The following is a 17,391-nucleotide window of genomic DNA, read 5'->3' as shown; positions in this document are numbered from 1 at the left end:
CATGACGCGGTGAGCCGGGGTCTTTCGCGCGGCGGCGCGCCCTTCCGGGCCGCTCAGGCCTCGAAGCGGTAGCCGAGGCCGCGCACCGTGACGAGCTGCACCGGCTCGGACGGGGAGACCTCGATCTTCGAACGGATGCGCTTGATGTGCACGTCGAGCGTCTTCGTGTCGCCGAAGTAGTCCGAACCCCACACCCGGTCGATGAGCTGGCCGCGGGTGAGCACGCGACCGGCGTTGCGCATCAGCAGCTCGAGCAGTTCGAACTCCTTCAGCGGCATCGGCACCGCGGCGCCGTCGACCTCGACGGTGTGCCGGTCGACGTCCATCCGGACCCGGCCCGCCTCGAGCACGGCGTCGTCGAAGTCCGCCGCGTCCACCCGGCGGCGGAGCACGGCGCGCACGCGGGCGAGCAGCTCCCTCGTCGAGTACGGCTTCGTGACGTAGTCGTCGGCGCCGAGCTCGAGCCCCACGACGATGTCGATCTCCGAATCCTTCGCCGTGAGCATGATGATCGGCACGCTCGAGCGGTTGCGCAGCTCCCGGCAGACCTCGGTGCCCGGCAGGCCGGGCAGCATGAGGTCGAGCAGCACGAGGTCGGCGCCGTCGCGGTCGAAGGCCTCGAGGGCGTCGCGGCCGTCGGCGGCGACCTCCACCTCGTAGCCCTCGCGCTCGAGCAGGAAGCTGAGCGGGTCGGACAGGGCGATCTCGTCTTCGACGAGCAGGATTCGAGTCACGTGACGGCTCCTCGGGATGCGGGGGCGGGATCGATCGAGGCGGGCGACCGGCCCGCCTCGTCCTGGGGCTCGACGGCCGCGGCGAGCGGCAGCCGGATCGTGAAGGTCGAGCCGCGGCCGGGCTGCGACCAGACGCGGACGTCGCCGCCGTGGTTCTGCACGGTGTGCTTCACGATGCTGAGGCCGAGGCCGGTGCCGCCGGTATTGCGGCTGCGGGCCTGGTCGACGCGGTAGAACCGCTCGAAGACGCGGTCGAGCTCGTCGGCGGCCATGCCGACGCCCTGGTCCGTCACGGAGATCTCGACGGCGCCCTTCTTCGTCGAGACGCCGACGCCGACCCGCCCGCCCTCGTTGGAGTAGGCGATCGCGTTGGCGATGAGGTTGTGCACGGCCACCGCGAGCAGCGCCCGGTCGCCGTAGACCTCCGCCCGCTTCGCGCCGCGCACCGCGACGTCGATGTCCTTCGCCTGCGCGACCACCCGGTTCTGGTCGACGGCGGCGGCCACGACCTCGTCGATCCGCACGATCTCATCCGGCCGGAGGGCGTCCTTCGCCTGGAGCTTCGAGAGCTCGATGATCTCGCCGGTGATGCGCGCGAGGCGCTGCGCCTCGACCTCGAGCCGGCCGGCGAAGCGCTGCACCTGCGCGGGCTCGTCGGCGGCCTCGCCGAGCGCCTCGGCGAGGAGGCCCACCGAGGCGATCGGCGTCTTCAGCTCGTGGCTGATGTTCGCGATGAAGTCGCGGCGCACCTCGTCGAGGCGATGCGCCTCGGTGCGGTCCTCGACGACGATGAGCACGAAGCGGGCTCCGAGCCGGGCGACCCTGACGCTCACGAGCATGGTCTGCTCGCCGAACGGGCCGCGGGCGAGCTCGAGCTCCTCGGCGATCGGCTCGCCCGTGCGGCGCACCCGCCCGGCGAAGTCGAGCAGTTCCTGGTGGGCGAGCGTCTGCCCGCGCACGAGCCCCATGGCCAGCGCGCCGGGCGACGCCCGCAGCACGTTGTTCGACGGGTCGACGACGACGCCCGCGGAGTCGAGCACCTCGAGCACCTGGTCGACGCCCTCGGGCACGCTCGGGGTCGCGACGTTCGCCGCGCTCTGCCCGCGTCGTTCGGCCATGTGCAGCACGACCATGAAGGCGGCGCCGAGGAAGAGGCCGAGGGCGAGCGCTGCGACCACCACCCAGGTGGAGTCCATGGATCCCACACTAACGATGCGTGAAGGGTGCCCGTCGCCGATCGGGCCGAATACGACGGTACGTTGGTCAGTGTTCAGGAGAACGGCACCTGCTGTTCACCTTCGATCGGGAGGATTGCCGCGCCGGTCGGAACCGGTGCATCAGCGCGTCCGCGCCGATGCAAGAGAGGTGTGAGGATTCACAGTCATGCGTGAGGTGTTCCAGCAGGAGCTGCGCGAGGTCCAGGACCGGCTCGTCGAGATCGCCGGTCTCGTCGCGGAGTCGATCGACAAGGCCACCCGTGCGTTCAACGAGTCCGATGTGGCGCTCGCGGAGGAGGTCATCGCCGACGATCACGGCATCGACCAGGCGGCGCTCGCCCTCGACGAGCTCGCCATCACGATCCTCGCCCGGCAGCAGCCGGTCGCCCGCGACCTGCGCATCGTCGTCAGCGCGCTGCGCATCAGCGCGTCGCTCGAGCGGATGGGCGACATGTCGACCCACATCGCGCAGCTCGCGCGCTACCGCTTCCCCGACAAGGTCGTGCCGAAGACGCTCCGACCGACCTTCGCCGAGATGGGCCGGCTCGACGTCGAGATCGCGAAGAAGCTCACCGAGCTGCTGACGAGCGAGGACGTCGAGCTCGCCGAGCAGATCCGCAACGAGGACGACGAGATCGACGCCCTGCACCTGCAGGTGTTCGACAAGGTGCTGGGCGAGACGTGGAAGGGCGAGGCCGTCGACACCGTCGACGCGACGCTCGCCAGCCGCTACCACGAGCGCTTCGCGGACCACGCGGTGTCGATCGCGAAGAAGGTGCAGTACCTCGCGACCGGCGACTGGGCACCCGAGGCGCCCTGACGCGAGGCCGGAGACGAGGAGGGCCGGTGGATCGGATGATCCACCGGCCCTCGCCGCATCGTGCGCTCGGTTTCGTCGAGCGCCGGGCTCCTTCTCGCCCTGCGTTACTTCTTTCCCTGGGCGGCGACGGCGGCCGCACCGGCCGCAGCCGCCTCGGGGTCGAGGTAGCGGCCCGGGCCGGTCGGTCGGAAGTCGTCGTCGAGCTCGTAGACGAGCGGGATGCCGGTCGGGATGTTGAGCTCGGCGATGTCGGCGTCGCTGATGCCGTCGAGGTGCTTCACGAGCGCGCGGAGCGAGTTGCCGTGCGCGGTGACGAGCACGGTCTTGCCCGCCGCGAGGTCGGGGATGATGTCCTGCTCCCAGTACGGCAGCATGCGGGCGATGACGTCCTTCAGGCACTCGGTGCGGGGCAGTTCGTCGTCGGCGAGCTCCGCGTACCGGGGGTCGCCGACCTGCGAGTACTCGGCGTCGTCGGCGAGCGCCGGCGGCGGCACGTCGAAGGAACGGCGCCAGAGCTGGAACTGCTCGGGGCCGTACTTCTCGAGCGTTTCGGCCTTGTCGAGGCCCTGCAGCGCGCCGTAGTGGCGCTCGTTCAGCCGCCAGCTGCGGCGCACGGGGATCCACAGCCGGTCGGCCACGTCGAGCGCGATGTTCGCGGTCTGGATGGCCCGGCTCAGCACCGAGGTGTGCAGCACGTCGGGCAGCACGCCCTCGGCGGCGAGCAGCTCGCCCGCACGGGCGGCCTCGTCGAGGCCGAGCTCGGAGAGCCGGACATCGACCCAACCGGTGAAGAGGTTCTGCTGGTTCCATTCGCTGTTGCCGTGGCGAAGCAGCACGAGGGTGTGAGGCATGCTCCCAGCCTAGCGGCGGCGCTCGGCGCCGCGACGAACCGGGTCGAGCCCTGCGAGACTGGAGGAATGCCGCCGTCCCCGCCCGCCCACCGCGCCTCCGCGGGGCCCGAGGGCGCGATCACCCGCGGCACCACCAACACGAACCGGCTGCGCCGGGTGGACCGCTGGATCGCCGAGCAGCCGGCGTTCCGCCGGGCACCCGATCCCTTCGTGGTCGACCTCGGCTACGGTGCGAGCGGGGTGACCGCCTTCGAGCTCGCCGCCCGGCTCCGTCGCCGCCGCCCGGACGTCGAAGTGCTCGGCCTCGAGATCGACCCCGCCCGGGTGCGCACCGCCGACGCTCAGCTCGCCGAGGTGCGCGCCAGACGCACCGCCTTCGCCCCGGAGCTGCCGGTCGCGTTCGCCCGCGGCGGCTTCGAGGTGCCGACCGGGCAGCGCCGCCCCGCCGTCATCCGCGCCTTCAATGTGCTGCGCCAGTACGAGGAGCGCGAGGTGGCCGCGGCCTGGGCACGGATGACCGCCCGGCTCGCGCCCGAGGGTCTGCTCGTCGAGGGCACCTGCGACGAGCTCGGCCGCATCGCCAGCTGGGTCGGCGTCACCGCCGAGGGACCGCGCAGCTTCACGATCAGCCTTCGTCTGCGGGAGCTCGAGCGCCCATCGGTCGTCGCCGAACGGCTGCCGAAGGCGCTCATCCACCGCAACGTCCCCGGCGAGCGCGTGCACGAGCTGCTCGCGGGCCTCGATCGGGCCTGGGCGCAGGCGGCGCCGCTCTCGGTCTACGGCCCGTCGCAGCGCTGGATCGACGTCGTCGGCCGGCTGCGCGCCGAGGGCTGGCCCGTGCGGGACGGTCTGCGCCGCTGGCGCCTCGGCGAACTCACCCTCGACTGGGCCGCGGTCGCGCCGCTGTCCTGAGCGGGCGCGCGCGACAGCCGGCGAGCAGTCCGGCTAGGGGCGGACGCCGAGGCGCGGCAGGCGGGGCACGTCGACCGCGGAGCGCGCGTCGGCGGGCACGATTTCGACCTGCGCCGCCGCGACGTCGATGCCGTGGCTCTCGACGATGAGCTCGAGCGCGGCCGGCACCGCCCGCTTCACGACGGCGAGGGCGATCGGCCCGAGCTCGTAGTGCATGGCGCTCGAGGTGATGCGGCCGACGACCCGGCGCTCGGGCTGCTCGCCCTCGGCGGGTTCCGGCCGGACCTTGAGCGCGATGATCTCGTCACCCGCCGCCGGCAGCACGGTGTCGCTGCCGTCGAGGTGCACGAGCACGAGACGGCGCGGCGGGCGGCCGAGGTTCAGCACCTTGGCGACGGTCTCCTGCCCCTTGTAGCAGCCCTTGCCGAGGTCGACGGCGCTGCGCAGCCAGTCGAGTTCGTGCGGGATGGCCTTCTCGTCGACCTCGGTCGCCCGGCGCGGGCGCCAGGCGGCGATGCGCAGCGCCTCGGCCGCGAGCGATCCTGCGGCGGCGATCCGTCCGGCGGCGACGGCGGCCGCGGCATCCGCGAGCGCGGTGCGCGGGACGATGCGCTCGACCCAGGTCCAGGATGCCCCCGGGTGCCCGGCCTCGGCGGCGTAGCGGTGCCCGCCGGGGCTGCCTGCGGCCCAGGGGTCGCGCCAGTCGAGCGCGACGCCGGCGGGGGCGGCCGCGGCGACGGCGGCGTCGAGCGCCTCGGTCGAGAGGGCGCCGAGCACGGCGAACTCGGTGCTGGCGTCGGCCACCTCGACCCGCAGCATGAAGCGCATGCGGTCGAGGAACGCGGCGAGCGCGGCGGCCTCGTCGCCCTCGACGATGAGCCAGCTGCGCTCGCCGTCGTCGATGACGTGCGCGACGTGCTCGATGTGGCCGTTGGCGTCGAGGAAGAGCGCCTCGGCGCTGCCGCCCGGCGCCAGCCGATCGAGCGCCTGACTCGCCATGGAGTGCAACCAGCTCAGCCGGTCGGGCCCGGACACCGTCACGATGGCCCGGTCGCCGAGGTCGACGACGGCCGTGCCGCGCTCGAGGGCGCGCTGCTCGCGCATCGGCTCGCCGTAGTGGCCCGGGACGCCGGCGTCGACGCCCTCGGCGACGACCGCGCCGGGCAGGGAGAGGAACGGGTCGGTCACTAGCCTGCCTTCGCGAGTCGCGCGGAGGCGTGCGTGCGCAGGTCCTGCCCGAGCGCCGCGATGTCCCACGCCCACAGCAGGTGGCCGTCGACCAGGCCGTAGAGCCGGGTGGCCGCGGCGTAGGGCTTCGCCCCGCTCGTGCGGATCACGGCGTCCGTCGCGAGGTCGATGCGCGGGCCCTTCACCTGGCCGAGGTAGAGCTCGGTGACGCCGTCGGGGTGCACGATCGGCACCTCGAGGTCGAAGCCGCCCTCGGCGTTGCGGAGCGCCTCGACCTGCTCGGCGTCGGTGTACGCGGATTCGGCGGCAGCCGGCAGCATCGCCGGGCCGGGGTCGCCCTCCCCGCGGGGACGGGCGAGGCGCCAGTAGCCGGTCTCGGTCGTGAGCGGCACCGGGTCGCCGCCCTCCTCCACCGGGAAGAGCCAGGTGTAAGAGGTGTAGTTCAGGTGCGGCAGGCCGTCGTGGCTGAAGCTCACGCGCTGGCCGAACTCCCGCGTGACCGACTCGTCGCCGATCTTGTAGTCGATGACGCCCGAGCCCTCCCAGACCCCGAGGAGCCAGGACAGCGGCACGAGCTCGGCGGGCAGGCCGACGGGCAGCTCGATCATCGCGATGCCTCGGCGCCTAGCGCTGGCCCTTGAAGAGCTTGTAGACGACGACGCCCGAGATCCAGGCGATCGTGACGGTCGCGAGGCCGAGCAGACCGATGAAGAGGAGTTCGAGAGCGACCAGCTGATCCATGCCCAGCAGTCTACCCGCTGAGACCGACGGCGAGGGGCGCGACCGCCGCGGCCGCGAGCGCGACGAGCACGGCGGCCCCGCCGACCGAGGCGCTCGCCCTGGCCACGTAGCCGACCGGGCGACGCGACGCGAGCTGCGCGAGCAGCGCGCCGAGCACGGATGCCGCGAAGACGACGCCGAGCGCCCGGTACACGCCGAGCGCGCTGGTGTCGCCGAACCAGACCCGCTGACCGCCGTACGCGAGGGCGACGACGAGCACCGATCCCGCGAGCGCGATCAGCCAGATCAGGACGATGCCGACTCGTCCGCCCTCGGCCTCGCTGGTGTCCATGCCGTTCCGTCTCCCCGTTCGCGGCGACCGCTCGCCGTTGCCCGTAGTATTGACCGCACCTTACTACTGGAGGGTGTGCGTGGCGCAGCTGCTGATCTTGTCGCCGGCCGCCGACGATGACGTCCTCCCGGCTCTGGCGCTCCTGGCGCATCGGACGAGGGTGATCCCCGCCTCGCCCGAGCAGCTCGTCAACGCGCCCGAGTGCGACCTCATCCTGCTCGACGCCCGCACGAACCTCGCCGGCGCCAAGGCCCTCGCCCAGATCCTCCGTACGACGGGCCTCTCGGTCCCGCTCATCCTCATCTGCACCGAGGGCGGGCTGATGGCCGTCACGCCGGAATGGGGCGTCGACGACCTCGTGCTCGAGGGCGCCGGGCCAGCCGAGCTGGACGCGCGCATCCGGCTCGCGCTCGGCCGCAGCCGCGACGCGCTGCCGAGCGAGAAGATCCAGGCCTCCGGCGTCGTCATCGACGAGGCGAGCTACTCGGCGAAGGTGCACGGGCGCCCGCTCGACCTCACCTACAAGGAGTTCGAGCTGCTCCGCTTCCTCGCGGCGCACCCCTCGCGCGTGTTCACGCGAGAGCAGCTGCTCAGCGAGGTGTGGGGCTACGACTACTTCGGCGGCACCCGCACGGTCGACGTGCACGTGCGACGGCTCCGCGCGAAGCTCGGCGAGCTCGAGAGCCTCATCGGCACCGTGCGCAACGTCGGCTACCGCTTCAACGTGCACGAGGACGACGAGCCCGCCGGCGAGCAGGTCACCGCGCGTTGACCCGCGGGACGCCTCGCGGACACCGCCCGGTGGCATGATGGCGGGATGACGGACATGATCGACGAGGACCGCACGTCGAGCGACTTCGACGACGACTTCGAGCCGTTCGACCTCGAGGGCGCCCCCGAGCTGCCCGCCGAGCGCTACCTCGATCGCGAGCTCAGCTGGCTCGCCTTCAACCAGCGCGTGCTCGAGCTGGCCGAGGATCCGTTGCAGCCGGTGCTCGAGCGGGCGAACTTCCTCGCGATCTTCGCGTCCAACCTCGACGAGTTCTTCATGGTGCGCGTCGCCGGCCTCAAGCGCCGCATCGACACCGGGCTCGCGGTGCCGACGAACGTGGGCCGCTCCCCCGTCGACGTGCTCGACGACATCTCCCGCGCCGCGCACGAGCTGCAGGAGCGGCACGCCGCCGCCTACCAGGAGCTCGTCCGCCCGGCCCTCGCCGAGCACGGCATCCGCGTCGTGCGCTGGACCGAGCTCGCCGACGACGAGCGGGCCCGGCTGCGCGAGTACTTCTCGCTGCAGATCTTCCCCGTGCTGATGCCGCTCGCCGTCGACCCGGCGCACCCCTTCCCCTACATCTCGGGGCTCTCGCTGAACCTCTCGGTGCGCGTGCGCAACACGAAGACGGGCCGCCAGGAGTTCGCCCGCGTGAAGGTGCCGCAGATGCTGCCCCGCTTCGTCGCGGTCGGCACGGGCGACGGCTCCGACGACGGCCGGTACCTCACCCTCGAGGACCTCATCGCGAACCACCTCGGCGATCTGTTCCCCGGCATGGAGATCGTGGAGCACCACGTGTTCCGGGTGACCCGCAACGAGGACGTCGAGGTCGAGGAGGACGAGACCGAGAACCTCATCCAGGCGCTCGAGAAGGAGCTCCGGCGACGCCGCTTCGGCCCGCCGATCCGGCTCGAGGTGACCGACGACATGGACGACGTCACCCTCGGCCTCCTCGTGCGCGAGCTCGACATCACCGAGCGCGAGGTCTACCGGCTGCCCGCGCCGCTCGACCTCGGCGGCCTGTTCGACCTCGCGCGGATCGACCGCCCGGAGCTGCACTACCCGCCCCGCGTGCCGACGACGCATCCGCAGCTGCAGCCGAGCGAGCCGAACCGCCCGGCCGACATCTTCAAGGCCGTCTCGCGCCGCGACGTGCTGCTGCACCACCCGTACGAGTCGTTCTCGACGAGCGTCGTCGCCTTCCTCGAGCAGGCCGCGGCCGACCCCGACGTGCTCGCCATCAAGCAGACCCTGTACCGCACTTCCGGCGACAGCCCCATCGTCGAGGCGCTCATCGACGCCGCAGAGGCCGGCAAGCAGGTGCTCGCCCTCGTCGAGATCAAGGCGCGCTTCGACGAGCAGGCGAACATCAGCTGGGCGCGCAAGCTCGAGAAGGCCGGCGTGCACGTCGTCTACGGCCTCGTCGGGCTGAAGACGCACTGCAAGCTCGCGCTCGTCATCCGCCAGGAGAAGGGCGGGCTGCGCCACTACAGCCACATCGGGACGGGCAACTACAACCCCAAGACCAGCCGCATCTACGAGGACCTCGGGCTGCTCACCGCCGACGACCAGGTCGGCAAGGACCTCACCCGGCTGTTCAACGAACTCTCCGGCTACGCGATCGAGAAGAAGTTCAAGCGTCTGCTCGTGGCGCCGCTGCACCTGCGCAAGGGCCTGCTGAAGCTCATCCAGGCCGAGACCCGCGCGGCCGAGGAGGGGCGACCGAGCCGGATCCGCATCAAGGTGAACTCGATGGTCGACGAGGCCATCATCGACGCGCTCTACCGGGCCTCGAACGCCGGCGTCCCCGTCGAGGTCTGGGTGCGCGGCATCTGCAGCCTCCGCCCCGGCATCCCCGGTCTCAGCGAGAACATCACGGTGCGCTCGATCCTCGGCCGCTACCTCGAGCACTCGCGGATCTTCTCGTTCCTCGGCGACGGCGACCCGCAGGTCTACATCGGCTCGGCCGACATGATGCACCGCAACCTCGACCGCCGCGTCGAAGCGCTCGTGCGGCTGGTCGACCCCGAGCATCTCGTCGAGATCGAGTCCCTGTTCGACCGCGGGATGGACGAGCGCACGAGCTCCTGGCACCTCGACGGCGAGGGGGTGTGGACGCGCCATTCCCTCGACGCCGACGGGCGACCGCTCGAGGACCTGCAGAATAGCCTCATGCAGCAGATGGCCCAGCGCCCGCGCCCCGGGAAGCGCCGGTGAGCCCGGCCGTGCAGACGGCGGTGTACGCGGCGGGGGCCGTGTGCTGGCGCCTCATCGACGGCCGGGTGCACGTGCTCGTCATCCACCGCACCGTCTACGGCGACGTGACCATCCCGAAGGGCAAGGTCGACCCTGGCGAGACGCTGCCGCAGACCGCGGTGCGCGAGATCGCGGAGGAGACGGGCCTCGGCGTCGCGCTCGGCGTGCCGCTCGGCATCTCCCGCTACCCCCTGCCCTCCGGCCGCGAGAAGGTCGTGCACTACTGGGCCGCGGAGGTCGGCGAGCGGGCCGTGCAGCGCTCGACGTTCCGACCGAACGGCGAGGTCGCCGCGCTCGAGTGGGTCACGATCAAGCGCGCGCGCGGCTACCTCAGCTATCAGCCGGACGTCGAGATCCTGGATGCCTTCGCGGCGCTCGTCGACCAGGGGGTGCTCGGCACCGTGGCGCTCACGGTGCTCCGGCACGCGAAGGCGATGGGCCGGAGCGAGTGGGACGGCCCCGACGAGGCGCGACCGCTCGCGGAGCGCGGCGTGCAGCAGGCCGCCGGCCTCGCCGCCACGCTCGCGGCCTGGGGCCCGAAGCGGATCGTCTCGAGCCCCGCCGTCCGCTGCATCACCACCGTCGCCCCGCTCTCGGCCGCGACCGGGGTGCCGATCAAGCGCGACGCCGGCCTCTCCCAGGACGCCTGGGACGCCGGAACCGCCGAGATCCGCCGCGTCGTCGGCAAACGCGTCCGCGTCGGCAAGCCGGCGGTGCTGTGCACGCACCGGCCGCTGCTCCCGGACGTGCTGCGCGAATTCGCGCTCGCCACCGGCACGCCCATCGGCGACTACGCGAGCGATGCCGCGAAGCTCGAACCCGGCGCGTTCAGCGTCGTCCACCTCTCGGCGACGAACCCGTCGTCGGGCATCATCGCCATCGAGACGCACGCGCCGCGCGGCTGAGCCGCATCGCGCGTTGACGTCCCGTTCACCTGCCGTTCACCAATGGGGCGGATGCTCGTCATCCGAGGCGCTTAGCGTCACCAGCATCGGGCCGGAGCACCGACCCGGAACCTGCAAACGATCCCCTGAAGGGAACACAGTGAACGTCTCACGTCTCGGCCGCGCCGCGGTCGTTGCCGCTGTCGCCGCCGTTGCGCTCAGCTCCTGTGCCGCGAACGAGGGCGGCTCGACCGCTCCGTCGGAGTCGGCCTCGTCGCTCTCAGGCACCATCAACGCTGCGGGCGCCTCGTCGCAGGGCTCGGCCCAGGAGGCATGGGTCGCCGCCTTCCAGACGGAGAACCCCGACGTCACCATCAACTACGACCCCTCGGGCTCGGGTGCGGGCCGCGAGGCCTTCATCGCCGGCGGCGTCGACTTCGCCGGCTCGGACTCGTTCCTGAACGACGACGAGCTCGCCGGCACCTTCGCCGCGTGCGCCCCCGACACCAAGGCCATCGACCTGCCGGTGTACATCTCGCCGATCGCCGTGATCTACAACGTGGAGGGCGTCGACGAGCTGAACCTCGACGCGGCCACCCTCGCGAAGATCTTCAAGGGCGAGATCACCACCTGGAACGACCCGGCGATCGCCTCGCTCAACCCGGGCGCGACGCTTCCCGCCGCGAACATCACCGCCGTGCACCGCTCGGACGACTCGGGCACCACGAAGAACTTCGCGGACTACCTGAACCAGAACGCCCCCGAGGCGTGGGACCAGAAGCCGTCCGACACGTTCCCGTACCAGGCCGGTGAGGGCGCCCAGGGCACCTCGGGCGTCGTCGACGCCGTCACCAACGGCGTGAACACCATCGGGTACGCGGACGCCTCGCGCGCCGGCGACCTCGGTGTCGCGAACATCAAGGTCGGCGACGAGTTCGTCGGCTACACCGCCGAGGCCGCCGCCGCGGTCGTCGCCGAGTCGCCCCTCGTCGAGGGTCGCGAGGCGAACGACCTCGCCATCGCGCTCGACCGCAAGACCACGGACCCGAGCCACTACCCGCTCGTGCTCGTGAGCTACGCGATCGTCTGCCAGGAGTACGCGGACGCCGAGCAGGGCGAGCTCGTGAAGAACTACGTCGGCTACCTGGCGAGCGAGGCCGGCCAGGCCACCGCCGCCGAGCAGGCCGGTTCCGCCCCGCTCTCGAGCGAGCTGGCCGACAAGGTCGCCGCCGCGCTCGAGTCGGTCAAGTAAGCGATCGCCGGTCCGGCCGGAGCACACTGCTCCGGCCGGACCGGCTCGCCGCGGTCACGCGGCGCCTCCCCCGACGGCCCACCTCCTGGAAAGAACCCGGCCATGACGACAGCCCCCGCGGCCCCCGCCATCAAAGCGAAGCAGCGCCCCGGCGACCGTGTGTTCTCCACCGCGACCGTCGTGTCCGGCAGCCTCATCCTCGTCACCCTCGCCGCGGTGGCGATCTTCCTCGTCGCCCAGGCCCTGCCCGCCTTCACCGCGGAGCCGACGGCCTTCAAGGGCGACGCCGAGAACTTCTGGCAGTACGTCGGCCCCCTCGTCTTCGGCACCATCTGGGCCGCCGCCCTCGCGCTGCTGATGGCCGTGCCGGTCGCGATCGGCATCGCGCTGTTCATCTCGCACTACGCGCCGCGCCGGCTCGCCCAGGCGCTCGGCTACGTCATCGACCTGCTGGCCGCCGTGCCCTCGGTCGTCTTCGGCCTCTGGGGCATCACCGTCCTCGCCCCCGCCGTGCAGCCCTTCTACACGAGCCTGACCGAGTGGTTCGGCTGGTTCCCGCTCTTCGCCGGTCCCGTCTCGGGCACCGGCCGCACGATCCTCACCGTCGCCATCGTGCTCGCGGTGATGATCCTGCCGATCATCACTGCCCTCAGCCGCGAGGTCTTCCTGCAGACGCCCGTGCTGCACGAGGAGGCGGCGCTCGCGCTCGGCGCGACCCGCTGGGAGATGATCAAGCTCGCGGTGCTGCCGTTCGGCCGTCCCGGCATCATCTCGGCCTCGATGCTCGGCCTCGGCCGCGCCCTCGGCGAGACGATGGTCGTCGCGATGGTGCTCTCGCCCGCCGCGGTCATCAGCTTCGCGGTGCTGCAGTCGCAGAACCCGACCACGATCGCCGCGAACATCGCCCTGAACTTCCCCGAGGCCCACGACATCGGCGTCAACATCCTCATCGCGACGGGTCTGATCCTCTTCGTCATCACCCTCGCCGTCAACATGCTCGCGCGGTACATCGTCGAGCGCCGCAAGGAATTCTCGGGAGCCAACTGATGAGCCTCACCGTCACCCCGCAGCAGGCGCCGACGGGCCGGAGCACCGGCCCCATCGCCAACACCCTGACCGCGGGCAAGCTGCCCCGCTTCGCCGCCCTCTGGGTGCTCCTCGGCTGCCTCGCCGTCACCACCGCCTTCTTCGTGATCCTGGCGGTGGCGAGCGAGACGGGCTTCAACATCGCGGCCGCGGTGTTCCTCGGCGTGGTGCTCTACGGCGTCGTGATCTGGGTGCTCTCCCGCGTCGTCGAAGGCACCCGCAAGGCGAAGGACCGCCTCGTCACCGCGCTCGTCTCGACCGCGTTCACGATCGCGCTGCTGCCGCTCATCTCGGTCGCGTACACGACCATCGCGAACGGCGTCCCCCGCTTCGACCTGCAGTTCTTCAGCGAGTCGATGCGCAACGTCGTCGGCGCCGGCGGCGGCGCCCTGCACGCCATCATGGGCACGCTGCTGATCACCGGCATGGCGGCGCTCATCTCGGTGCCGGTGGGCCTGCTCACCGCGATCTACCTCGTCGAGTACGGCCGCGGAAAGCTGAAGCACGGCATCACCTTCTTCGTCGACGTGATGACCGGCATCCCCTCGATCGTCGCTGGTCTCTTCGCCTTCGCCCTCTTCGCGCTCTTCACCGGCGACCCCGGCATCCGGATGGGTTTCGGCGGCGCGGTCGCGCTGTCGGTGCTGATGATCCCGGTCGTCGTGCGCTCCTCCGAGGAGATGCTGAAGCTCGTGCCGAACGAGCTGCGCGAGGCGAGCTACGCCCTCGGCGTGCCGAAGTGGCTGACGATCGTGAAGGTCGTGCTGCCCACCTCGATCGCCGGCATCATCACGGGCGTCATGATCGCCATCGCCCGCGTCATCGGCGAGACCGCGCCGCTGCTCATCATCGCGGGCTTCACGACGAGCATGAACTACAACCTGTTCGAGGGTCGGATGATGACGCTGCCCGTCTTCGTCTACACCCAGTACATGAACCAGGGCACCGACGTGCAGGCGTACATCGACCGCGCCTGGGCGGGCGCGCTCACGCTCATCCTCATCGTCGCCCTGCTGAATGTCATCGCCCGCGTCGTGTCGAAGCTCTTCTCACCGAAGACCGGCCGCTGACCGGCCGCCCACCGCCACCCGCCCGAGCCCCAGAGAGAATCGAAGCCACGTGTCCAAGCGCATCGAAGTCAACGACCTGAACGTGTACTACGGCAGCTTCCGCGCCGTCGAGGGCATCACCCTCGAGATCGAACCGCGCACCGTGACGGCGTTCATCGGCCCGTCCGGCTGCGGCAAGTCGACCTTCCTCCGCACCCTGAACCGCATGCACGAGGTCATCCCCGGCGCCCGTGTCGAGGGCGAGGTGCTGATCGACGGCAACAACCTCTACGGCCCGGGCGTCGACCCCGTGCTCGTGCGCCGCCAGGTCGGCATGGTGTTCCAGCGGCCGAACCCGTTCCCGACGATGTCGATCAAGGAGAACGTGCTCGCGGGCGTGCGCCTGAACAACCGCAAGATGAGCAAGTCCGACGCCGACGAGCTGGTCGAGAAGTCTCTGCAGGGCGCGAACCTCTGGAACGAGGTCAAGGACCGCCTCGACCGCCCCGGCTCCGGCCTCTCCGGCGGCCAGCAGCAGCGTCTCTGCATCGCCCGCGCGATCGCCGTGTCGCCCGAGGTGATCCTGATGGACGAGCCGTGCTCGGCGCTCGACCCGATCTCGACCCTCGCGATCGAGGACCTCATCGAGGAGCTGAAGCAGGAGTACACGATCGTGATCGTGACCCACAACATGCAGCAGGCCTCGCGCGTGAGCGACAAGACGGCGTTCTTCAACATCGCCGGCACCGGCAAGCCGGGCAAGCTCATCGAGTACGCCGACACCACGACGATCTTCTCGAACCCGACCGTCAAGGCGACCGAGGACTACGTCTCGGGCCGCTTCGGCTGAACCGCCCGGGGCGCGTCAGTCGCGCGGGCTCAGCAGGTAGGCGTTGAAGGCGCGGGTCTCCTCGGCGTCGAACGGCACCGGCGAGCCGTCGAGGGCGGTCAGCCCGGCGGCGAGCCGGACGCTCGAGACGAGCCAGATCGCGTCGGCGCTCGCGAGCTCCGCGGCCGGGATGTCGCGGTACGCGGTACGGTGGCCGAGTTCGCCGAGGTGCTCGAAGAGGCTCAGCTGCGTCGTGCCGTGCAGGATGGCCCCGCTCGGCGCCGGGGTCGAGTACTCGTCGCCGTGGCGGAGGATGACACTCGAGGTCGGCCCCTCCATCACATAGCCGTCCGAGGAGACGAAGATCGCGTCGTCCGCGCCGCGGCGCTTCGCTTCGCGCAGCGCCGCCATGTTCGTCGCGTAGCTCAGTGTCTTGGCGCCGAGCAGCAGCCACGGGGCCGTCGCCGCCGCGTCGTGCGCGAGCCCGCGGTCGAGGGTGACCGCTCGGATGCCCTGCTCGCGCGGCGCGCTGAAGTCCGCCGCGGGCGCCGCCGAGAGCCAGGCGGTCGGCGCGGGACCGTGCTCGACCCCGCGGCTCAGCACGAGCTTCATCGCGAACTCGCCCTCGGCGGGCAGCGCCGCGGTCGCGCGCTCGATCGCCGCGTGCCACTGCGCGAGGTTCGGTTCGGGGAGTTCGCAGATCGCGGCGGAGTTGCGCAGGCGCTGCAGGTGAGGCTCAGCCTCCTGGGCGTGCCCGTTCACGACCGCGAGGGTCTCGAAGATGCCATCGCCGCGCTGTGTGGAGAGCTCGCCGACGCGGAGCGCGGGCGCCGAGGCATCCACCTCGCGGAACGTCGACTCGAGGTCGGAGCTGAGGTCGTCGGCGGCGAGCGGCTCGATGAGGAGCGTCACGGTGGCGGGCATGCTCCGATGGTACGCGCGCGCCGGCGGCCGAGGGGCACCCGGCCCGGAGGCGCCGCCCCGAAGACGGGAAATGCCGGGCCGCAGAACGCCTCTCGGCGCGAGGCCGCTCGAAGCGGCGAATATTGGAGCCCGGGGTTACTGCGGCCCGGCACATCGAGTGTAACGGACGCGGGCGGGCGCGTATTCCGCGACGGCGGGGGCGCTCCCGGGCTCTCAGTCGAGCGCGTCCCGGCGCCAGAGCTTCGCGCACGCCGTCAGCTCGTCGGAGAGCTCGGTGAGGCGCAGCGCGCGGCGGGTGAACTCCGCCGGCCGATCGGGGTGCACCGCGTCGGCGGCGTCCGCGTCGTCGGCGAGGCTCGCGAAGCCGGCGGCGGTCACCCGGCCGAACGCGGCGGCCCGGTCGAGGGCGACGGCGAAGTCGCCCGCGAAGACGCCGTGCAGGATGCGGTCGGCGAGCTCGATGACCTCACCGGGGCCCGCCGGAGTCGGGGCGCCGGCCACGACCTGGTCGATGGTGTGCGAGACCTCGCTGCCGCGCCGGTAGGCGAGGCTCAGCGTCTCGGAGTCCTGCCGGATGAGGGTGCGCAGCAGGTAGATGCGCCAGAGCGCCCCCGGGAGGCTCTTCGCCGACGAGCGCGACCAGAGCTCGGCGATCGCGTCGATGCCGTGCCGGTCGGTGTAAGCCACGAGACGGGACACGATCTCGGGGTCGGGGTCGCTGCGCACTCGGGCGAGCAGCGCGGCCGCGGTGTCGTGCGCGACGCGGTTCAGCTGCGCCGGGTCCTCGCCGCCCAGGAACGCCTCGAACATGCCGGGCGGGAACTTGGTGGGGCGGTGGAAGCTGGAGGCCATTCCGGCAAGGATACTCGCCGCAGCCGGGCGCTCAGCCGGGATCGGGGAGATCGCGGGGATCAGCGGGATCCTCTTCCGCCATCCGCTGCATGAGCGCCGTGCGCCAGTCGTTGCCGAGCCGTTCGTAGGTGACCTTCGCATGGCAGTTGCGGCACCGCACCTCGCACTTCGCGATCTCGACCATGACCCGAGCGACGGAGTAGCCGTTCTGGGCCAGACGCATGACGTCGGCGGACTTGTCGCAGTTCTCGCGATGATCGAAGTCGAGCACGCGGACATCGCCCTCGCCGCAGTCGACGCAGGGGTTCGCGAGCAGATACGTTCCCACCGCGTCGAGCGCGAGGCTCCGTTGCACCGCCTTTCGCGCCATGATGACGCGGACGTGGTACTCGCGGTTCTTCGCGTAGTACCGCCGCGCCTTGAGCCGATTGCACTCGCGACAGATCGTCGCGAGCCCGTCTCTGGACGCCCGTCGAACGGTGTACTCGGCGAGTGGCTTAGACTGCTTGCAGCTCGTGCAGGTCTTCTGCGCCATGCATCAGCCCCCGTAGCTCAGAGGCAGAGCAACTGACTTTTAATCAGTGGGTCGGGATGTCGGAATTCCCCGGGGGCACCGAGTACCACCCGAATCCGACGACCGAACTCCGATCGCGTCGATGCGTCTTCGACCCACTTGCAGTCGTCCAAAGCGAC

General features: G+C 71.3%; 18 protein-coding genes and 1 tRNA gene. 10 read left to right on the top strand and 9 right to left on the bottom strand.

The window, feature by feature from the left end:
- Positions 1–53: 53 nt before the first annotated feature.
- Together MTP13_RS10055 and MTP13_RS10050 are read right to left on the bottom strand one after the other, a co-directional pair.
- A complete protein-coding gene (locus MTP13_RS10055; protein WP_189083842.1) occupies positions 54–734 on the bottom strand; it encodes a response regulator transcription factor in 681 nt (226 codons plus the stop codon).
- On the bottom strand, positions 731–1,930 hold the full coding sequence (locus MTP13_RS10050) for a sensor histidine kinase (protein ID WP_243567591.1): 1,200 nt from the start codon (positions 1,928–1,930) through the stop codon (positions 731–733). Before MTP13_RS10050 ends, MTP13_RS10055 begins: the two co-directional genes overlap by 4 nt.
- 187 nt (positions 1,931–2,117) lie before the next feature.
- On the opposite strand from MTP13_RS10050, the gene phoU reads away from it, so the two are divergent.
- The gene (phoU, locus tag MTP13_RS10045; protein WP_243567589.1) at positions 2,118–2,771 is read left to right on the top strand and encodes a phosphate signaling complex protein PhoU; all 654 of its coding nucleotides are present in this window, start codon (positions 2,118–2,120) and stop codon (positions 2,769–2,771) included.
- Positions 2,772–2,875: 104 nt separating this feature from the next.
- On the opposite strand, the gene MTP13_RS10040 is transcribed toward phoU, so the two are convergent.
- On the bottom strand, positions 2,876–3,622 hold the full coding sequence (locus MTP13_RS10040; RefSeq protein WP_243567588.1) for a phosphoglyceromutase: 747 nt from the start codon (positions 3,620–3,622) through the stop codon (positions 2,876–2,878).
- Positions 3,623–3,688: 66 nt separating this feature from the next.
- Between MTP13_RS10040 and MTP13_RS10035 the strand changes: the two genes are divergently transcribed.
- On the top strand, positions 3,689–4,534 hold the full coding sequence (locus MTP13_RS10035; RefSeq protein WP_243567586.1) for a class I SAM-dependent methyltransferase: 846 nt from the start codon (positions 3,689–3,691) through the stop codon (positions 4,532–4,534).
- A 33-nt stretch (positions 4,535–4,567) separates the two neighbouring features.
- Here the strand turns inward: MTP13_RS10035 and ygfZ are convergent, their stop codons facing one another.
- The 3 genes from ygfZ to MTP13_RS10020 form a co-directional block, all read right to left on the bottom strand.
- Complete coding sequence (gene ygfZ / locus MTP13_RS10030) at positions 4,568–5,722, bottom strand: CAF17-like 4Fe-4S cluster assembly/insertion protein YgfZ (protein ID WP_243567583.1); 1,155 nt, start codon at positions 5,720–5,722, stop codon at positions 4,568–4,570.
- Positions 5,722–6,330 (bottom strand): nitrobindin family protein, encoded by a 609-nt coding sequence (locus MTP13_RS10025; protein ID WP_243567582.1) that lies wholly within the window; start codon positions 6,328–6,330, stop codon positions 5,722–5,724. Before MTP13_RS10025 ends, ygfZ begins: the two co-directional genes overlap by 1 nt.
- Before the next feature lie 143 nt (positions 6,331–6,473).
- Complete coding sequence (locus tag MTP13_RS10020) at positions 6,474–6,794, bottom strand: hypothetical protein (protein WP_243567581.1); 321 nt, start codon at positions 6,792–6,794, stop codon at positions 6,474–6,476.
- Between the two features lie 79 nt (positions 6,795–6,873).
- On the opposite strand from MTP13_RS10020, the gene MTP13_RS10015 reads away from it, so the two are divergent.
- The 7 genes from MTP13_RS10015 to pstB all read left to right on the top strand — a co-directional run bounded on the left by MTP13_RS10015 (position 6,874) and on the right by pstB (position 14,943).
- Positions 6,874–7,566: a winged helix-turn-helix domain-containing protein gene (locus MTP13_RS10015; protein WP_243567580.1), complete on the top strand. Its 693-nt coding sequence runs from the start codon at positions 6,874–6,876 to the stop codon at positions 7,564–7,566.
- Between the two features lie 45 nt (positions 7,567–7,611).
- Positions 7,612–9,783, top strand: coding sequence for an RNA degradosome polyphosphate kinase (locus tag MTP13_RS10010; protein WP_424221771.1), 2,172 nt, complete (start codon positions 7,612–7,614; stop codon positions 9,781–9,783).
- Complete coding sequence (locus MTP13_RS10005; protein ID WP_243567579.1) at positions 9,780–10,727, top strand: NUDIX hydrolase; 948 nt, start codon at positions 9,780–9,782, stop codon at positions 10,725–10,727. Before MTP13_RS10010 ends, MTP13_RS10005 begins: the two co-directional genes overlap by 4 nt.
- Positions 10,728–10,866: 139 nt before the next feature.
- Entirely contained in the window at positions 10,867–11,958 is a 1,092-nt protein-coding gene (gene pstS, locus MTP13_RS10000) for a phosphate ABC transporter substrate-binding protein PstS (protein ID WP_189083832.1), read from the top strand.
- Positions 11,959–12,060: 102 nt separating this feature from the next.
- A complete protein-coding gene (gene pstC / locus MTP13_RS09995; RefSeq protein ID WP_243567578.1) occupies positions 12,061–13,005 on the top strand; it encodes a phosphate ABC transporter permease subunit PstC in 945 nt (314 codons plus the stop codon).
- Positions 13,005–14,114: a phosphate ABC transporter permease PstA gene (gene pstA / locus MTP13_RS09990; protein WP_243567577.1), complete on the top strand. Its 1,110-nt coding sequence runs from the start codon at positions 13,005–13,007 to the stop codon at positions 14,112–14,114. The genes pstC and pstA overlap by 1 nt, the downstream gene beginning before the upstream one ends.
- A gap of 49 nt (positions 14,115–14,163) precedes the next feature.
- Positions 14,164–14,943 carry a phosphate ABC transporter ATP-binding protein PstB gene (gene pstB, locus MTP13_RS09985; RefSeq protein WP_243567576.1) on the top strand — a complete coding sequence of 260 codons (780 nt, stop codon included), beginning with the start codon at positions 14,164–14,166 and terminating at the stop codon, positions 14,941–14,943.
- A gap of 15 nt (positions 14,944–14,958) precedes the next feature.
- Here pstB and MTP13_RS09980 read toward each other — a convergent pair whose 3' ends face one another.
- The 3 genes from MTP13_RS09980 to MTP13_RS09970 all read right to left on the bottom strand — a co-directional run bounded on the left by MTP13_RS09980 (position 14,959) and on the right by MTP13_RS09970 (position 17,233).
- Positions 14,959–15,846, bottom strand: a complete 888-nt coding sequence (locus MTP13_RS09980) for an aminodeoxychorismate lyase (protein WP_243567575.1) — start codon at positions 15,844–15,846, stop codon at positions 14,959–14,961.
- A gap of 213 nt (positions 15,847–16,059) precedes the next feature.
- Positions 16,060–16,698, bottom strand: coding sequence for a DNA-directed RNA polymerase subunit beta (locus MTP13_RS09975; protein ID WP_243567574.1), 639 nt, complete (start codon positions 16,696–16,698; stop codon positions 16,060–16,062).
- Between the two features lie 31 nt (positions 16,699–16,729).
- Positions 16,730–17,233 carry a hypothetical protein gene (locus MTP13_RS09970; RefSeq protein WP_243567573.1) on the bottom strand — a complete coding sequence of 168 codons (504 nt, stop codon included), beginning with the start codon at positions 17,231–17,233 and terminating at the stop codon, positions 16,730–16,732.
- A gap of 6 nt (positions 17,234–17,239) precedes the next feature.
- On the opposite strand from MTP13_RS09970, the gene MTP13_RS09965 reads away from it, so the two are divergent.
- Positions 17,240–17,311 (top strand) — tRNA-Lys (locus MTP13_RS09965).
- Positions 17,312–17,391: the final 80 nt, after the last annotated feature.

This window comes from Agromyces soli (genome assembly GCF_022811605.1).
GTDB lineage: Bacteria > Actinomycetota > Actinomycetes > Actinomycetales > Microbacteriaceae > Agromyces > Agromyces soli.
Note: the sequence above shows the minus strand (reverse complement) of the source record. Positions and strands in the feature narration are given on the sequence as shown.

Bases quoted from the DNA above. Each gene is read 5' to 3' on its own strand.
- MTP13_RS09980 (WP_243567575.1), bottom strand. From the start codon at position 15,846: ATGCCCGCCACCGTGACGCTCCTCATCGAGCCGCTCGCCGCCGACGAC.
- phoU (WP_243567589.1), top strand. From the start codon at position 2,118: ATGCGTGAGGTGTTCCAGCAGGAGCTGCGCGAGGTCCAGGACCGGCTC.
- MTP13_RS09975 (WP_243567574.1), bottom strand. From the start codon at position 16,698: ATGGCCTCCAGCTTCCACCGCCCCACCAAGTTCCCGCCCGGCATGTTC.
- MTP13_RS10025 (WP_243567582.1), bottom strand. From the start codon at position 6,330: ATGATCGAGCTGCCCGTCGGCCTGCCCGCCGAGCTCGTGCCGCTGTCC.
- MTP13_RS09970 (WP_243567573.1), bottom strand. From the start codon at position 17,233: ATGGCGCAGAAGACCTGCACGAGCTGCAAGCAGTCTAAGCCACTCGCC.
- MTP13_RS10010 (WP_424221771.1), top strand. From the start codon at position 7,612: ATGACGGACATGATCGACGAGGACCGCACGTCGAGCGACTTCGACGAC.
- pstA (WP_243567577.1), top strand. From the start codon at position 13,005: ATGAGCCTCACCGTCACCCCGCAGCAGGCGCCGACGGGCCGGAGCACC.
- pstC (WP_243567578.1), top strand. From the start codon at position 12,061: ATGACGACAGCCCCCGCGGCCCCCGCCATCAAAGCGAAGCAGCGCCCC.
- MTP13_RS10035 (WP_243567586.1), top strand. From the start codon at position 3,689: ATGCCGCCGTCCCCGCCCGCCCACCGCGCCTCCGCGGGGCCCGAGGGC.
- MTP13_RS10040 (WP_243567588.1), bottom strand. From the start codon at position 3,622: ATGCCTCACACCCTCGTGCTGCTTCGCCACGGCAACAGCGAATGGAAC.
- MTP13_RS10050 (WP_243567591.1), bottom strand. From the start codon at position 1,930: ATGGACTCCACCTGGGTGGTGGTCGCAGCGCTCGCCCTCGGCCTCTTC.
- MTP13_RS10020 (WP_243567581.1), bottom strand. From the start codon at position 6,794: ATGGACACCAGCGAGGCCGAGGGCGGACGAGTCGGCATCGTCCTGATC.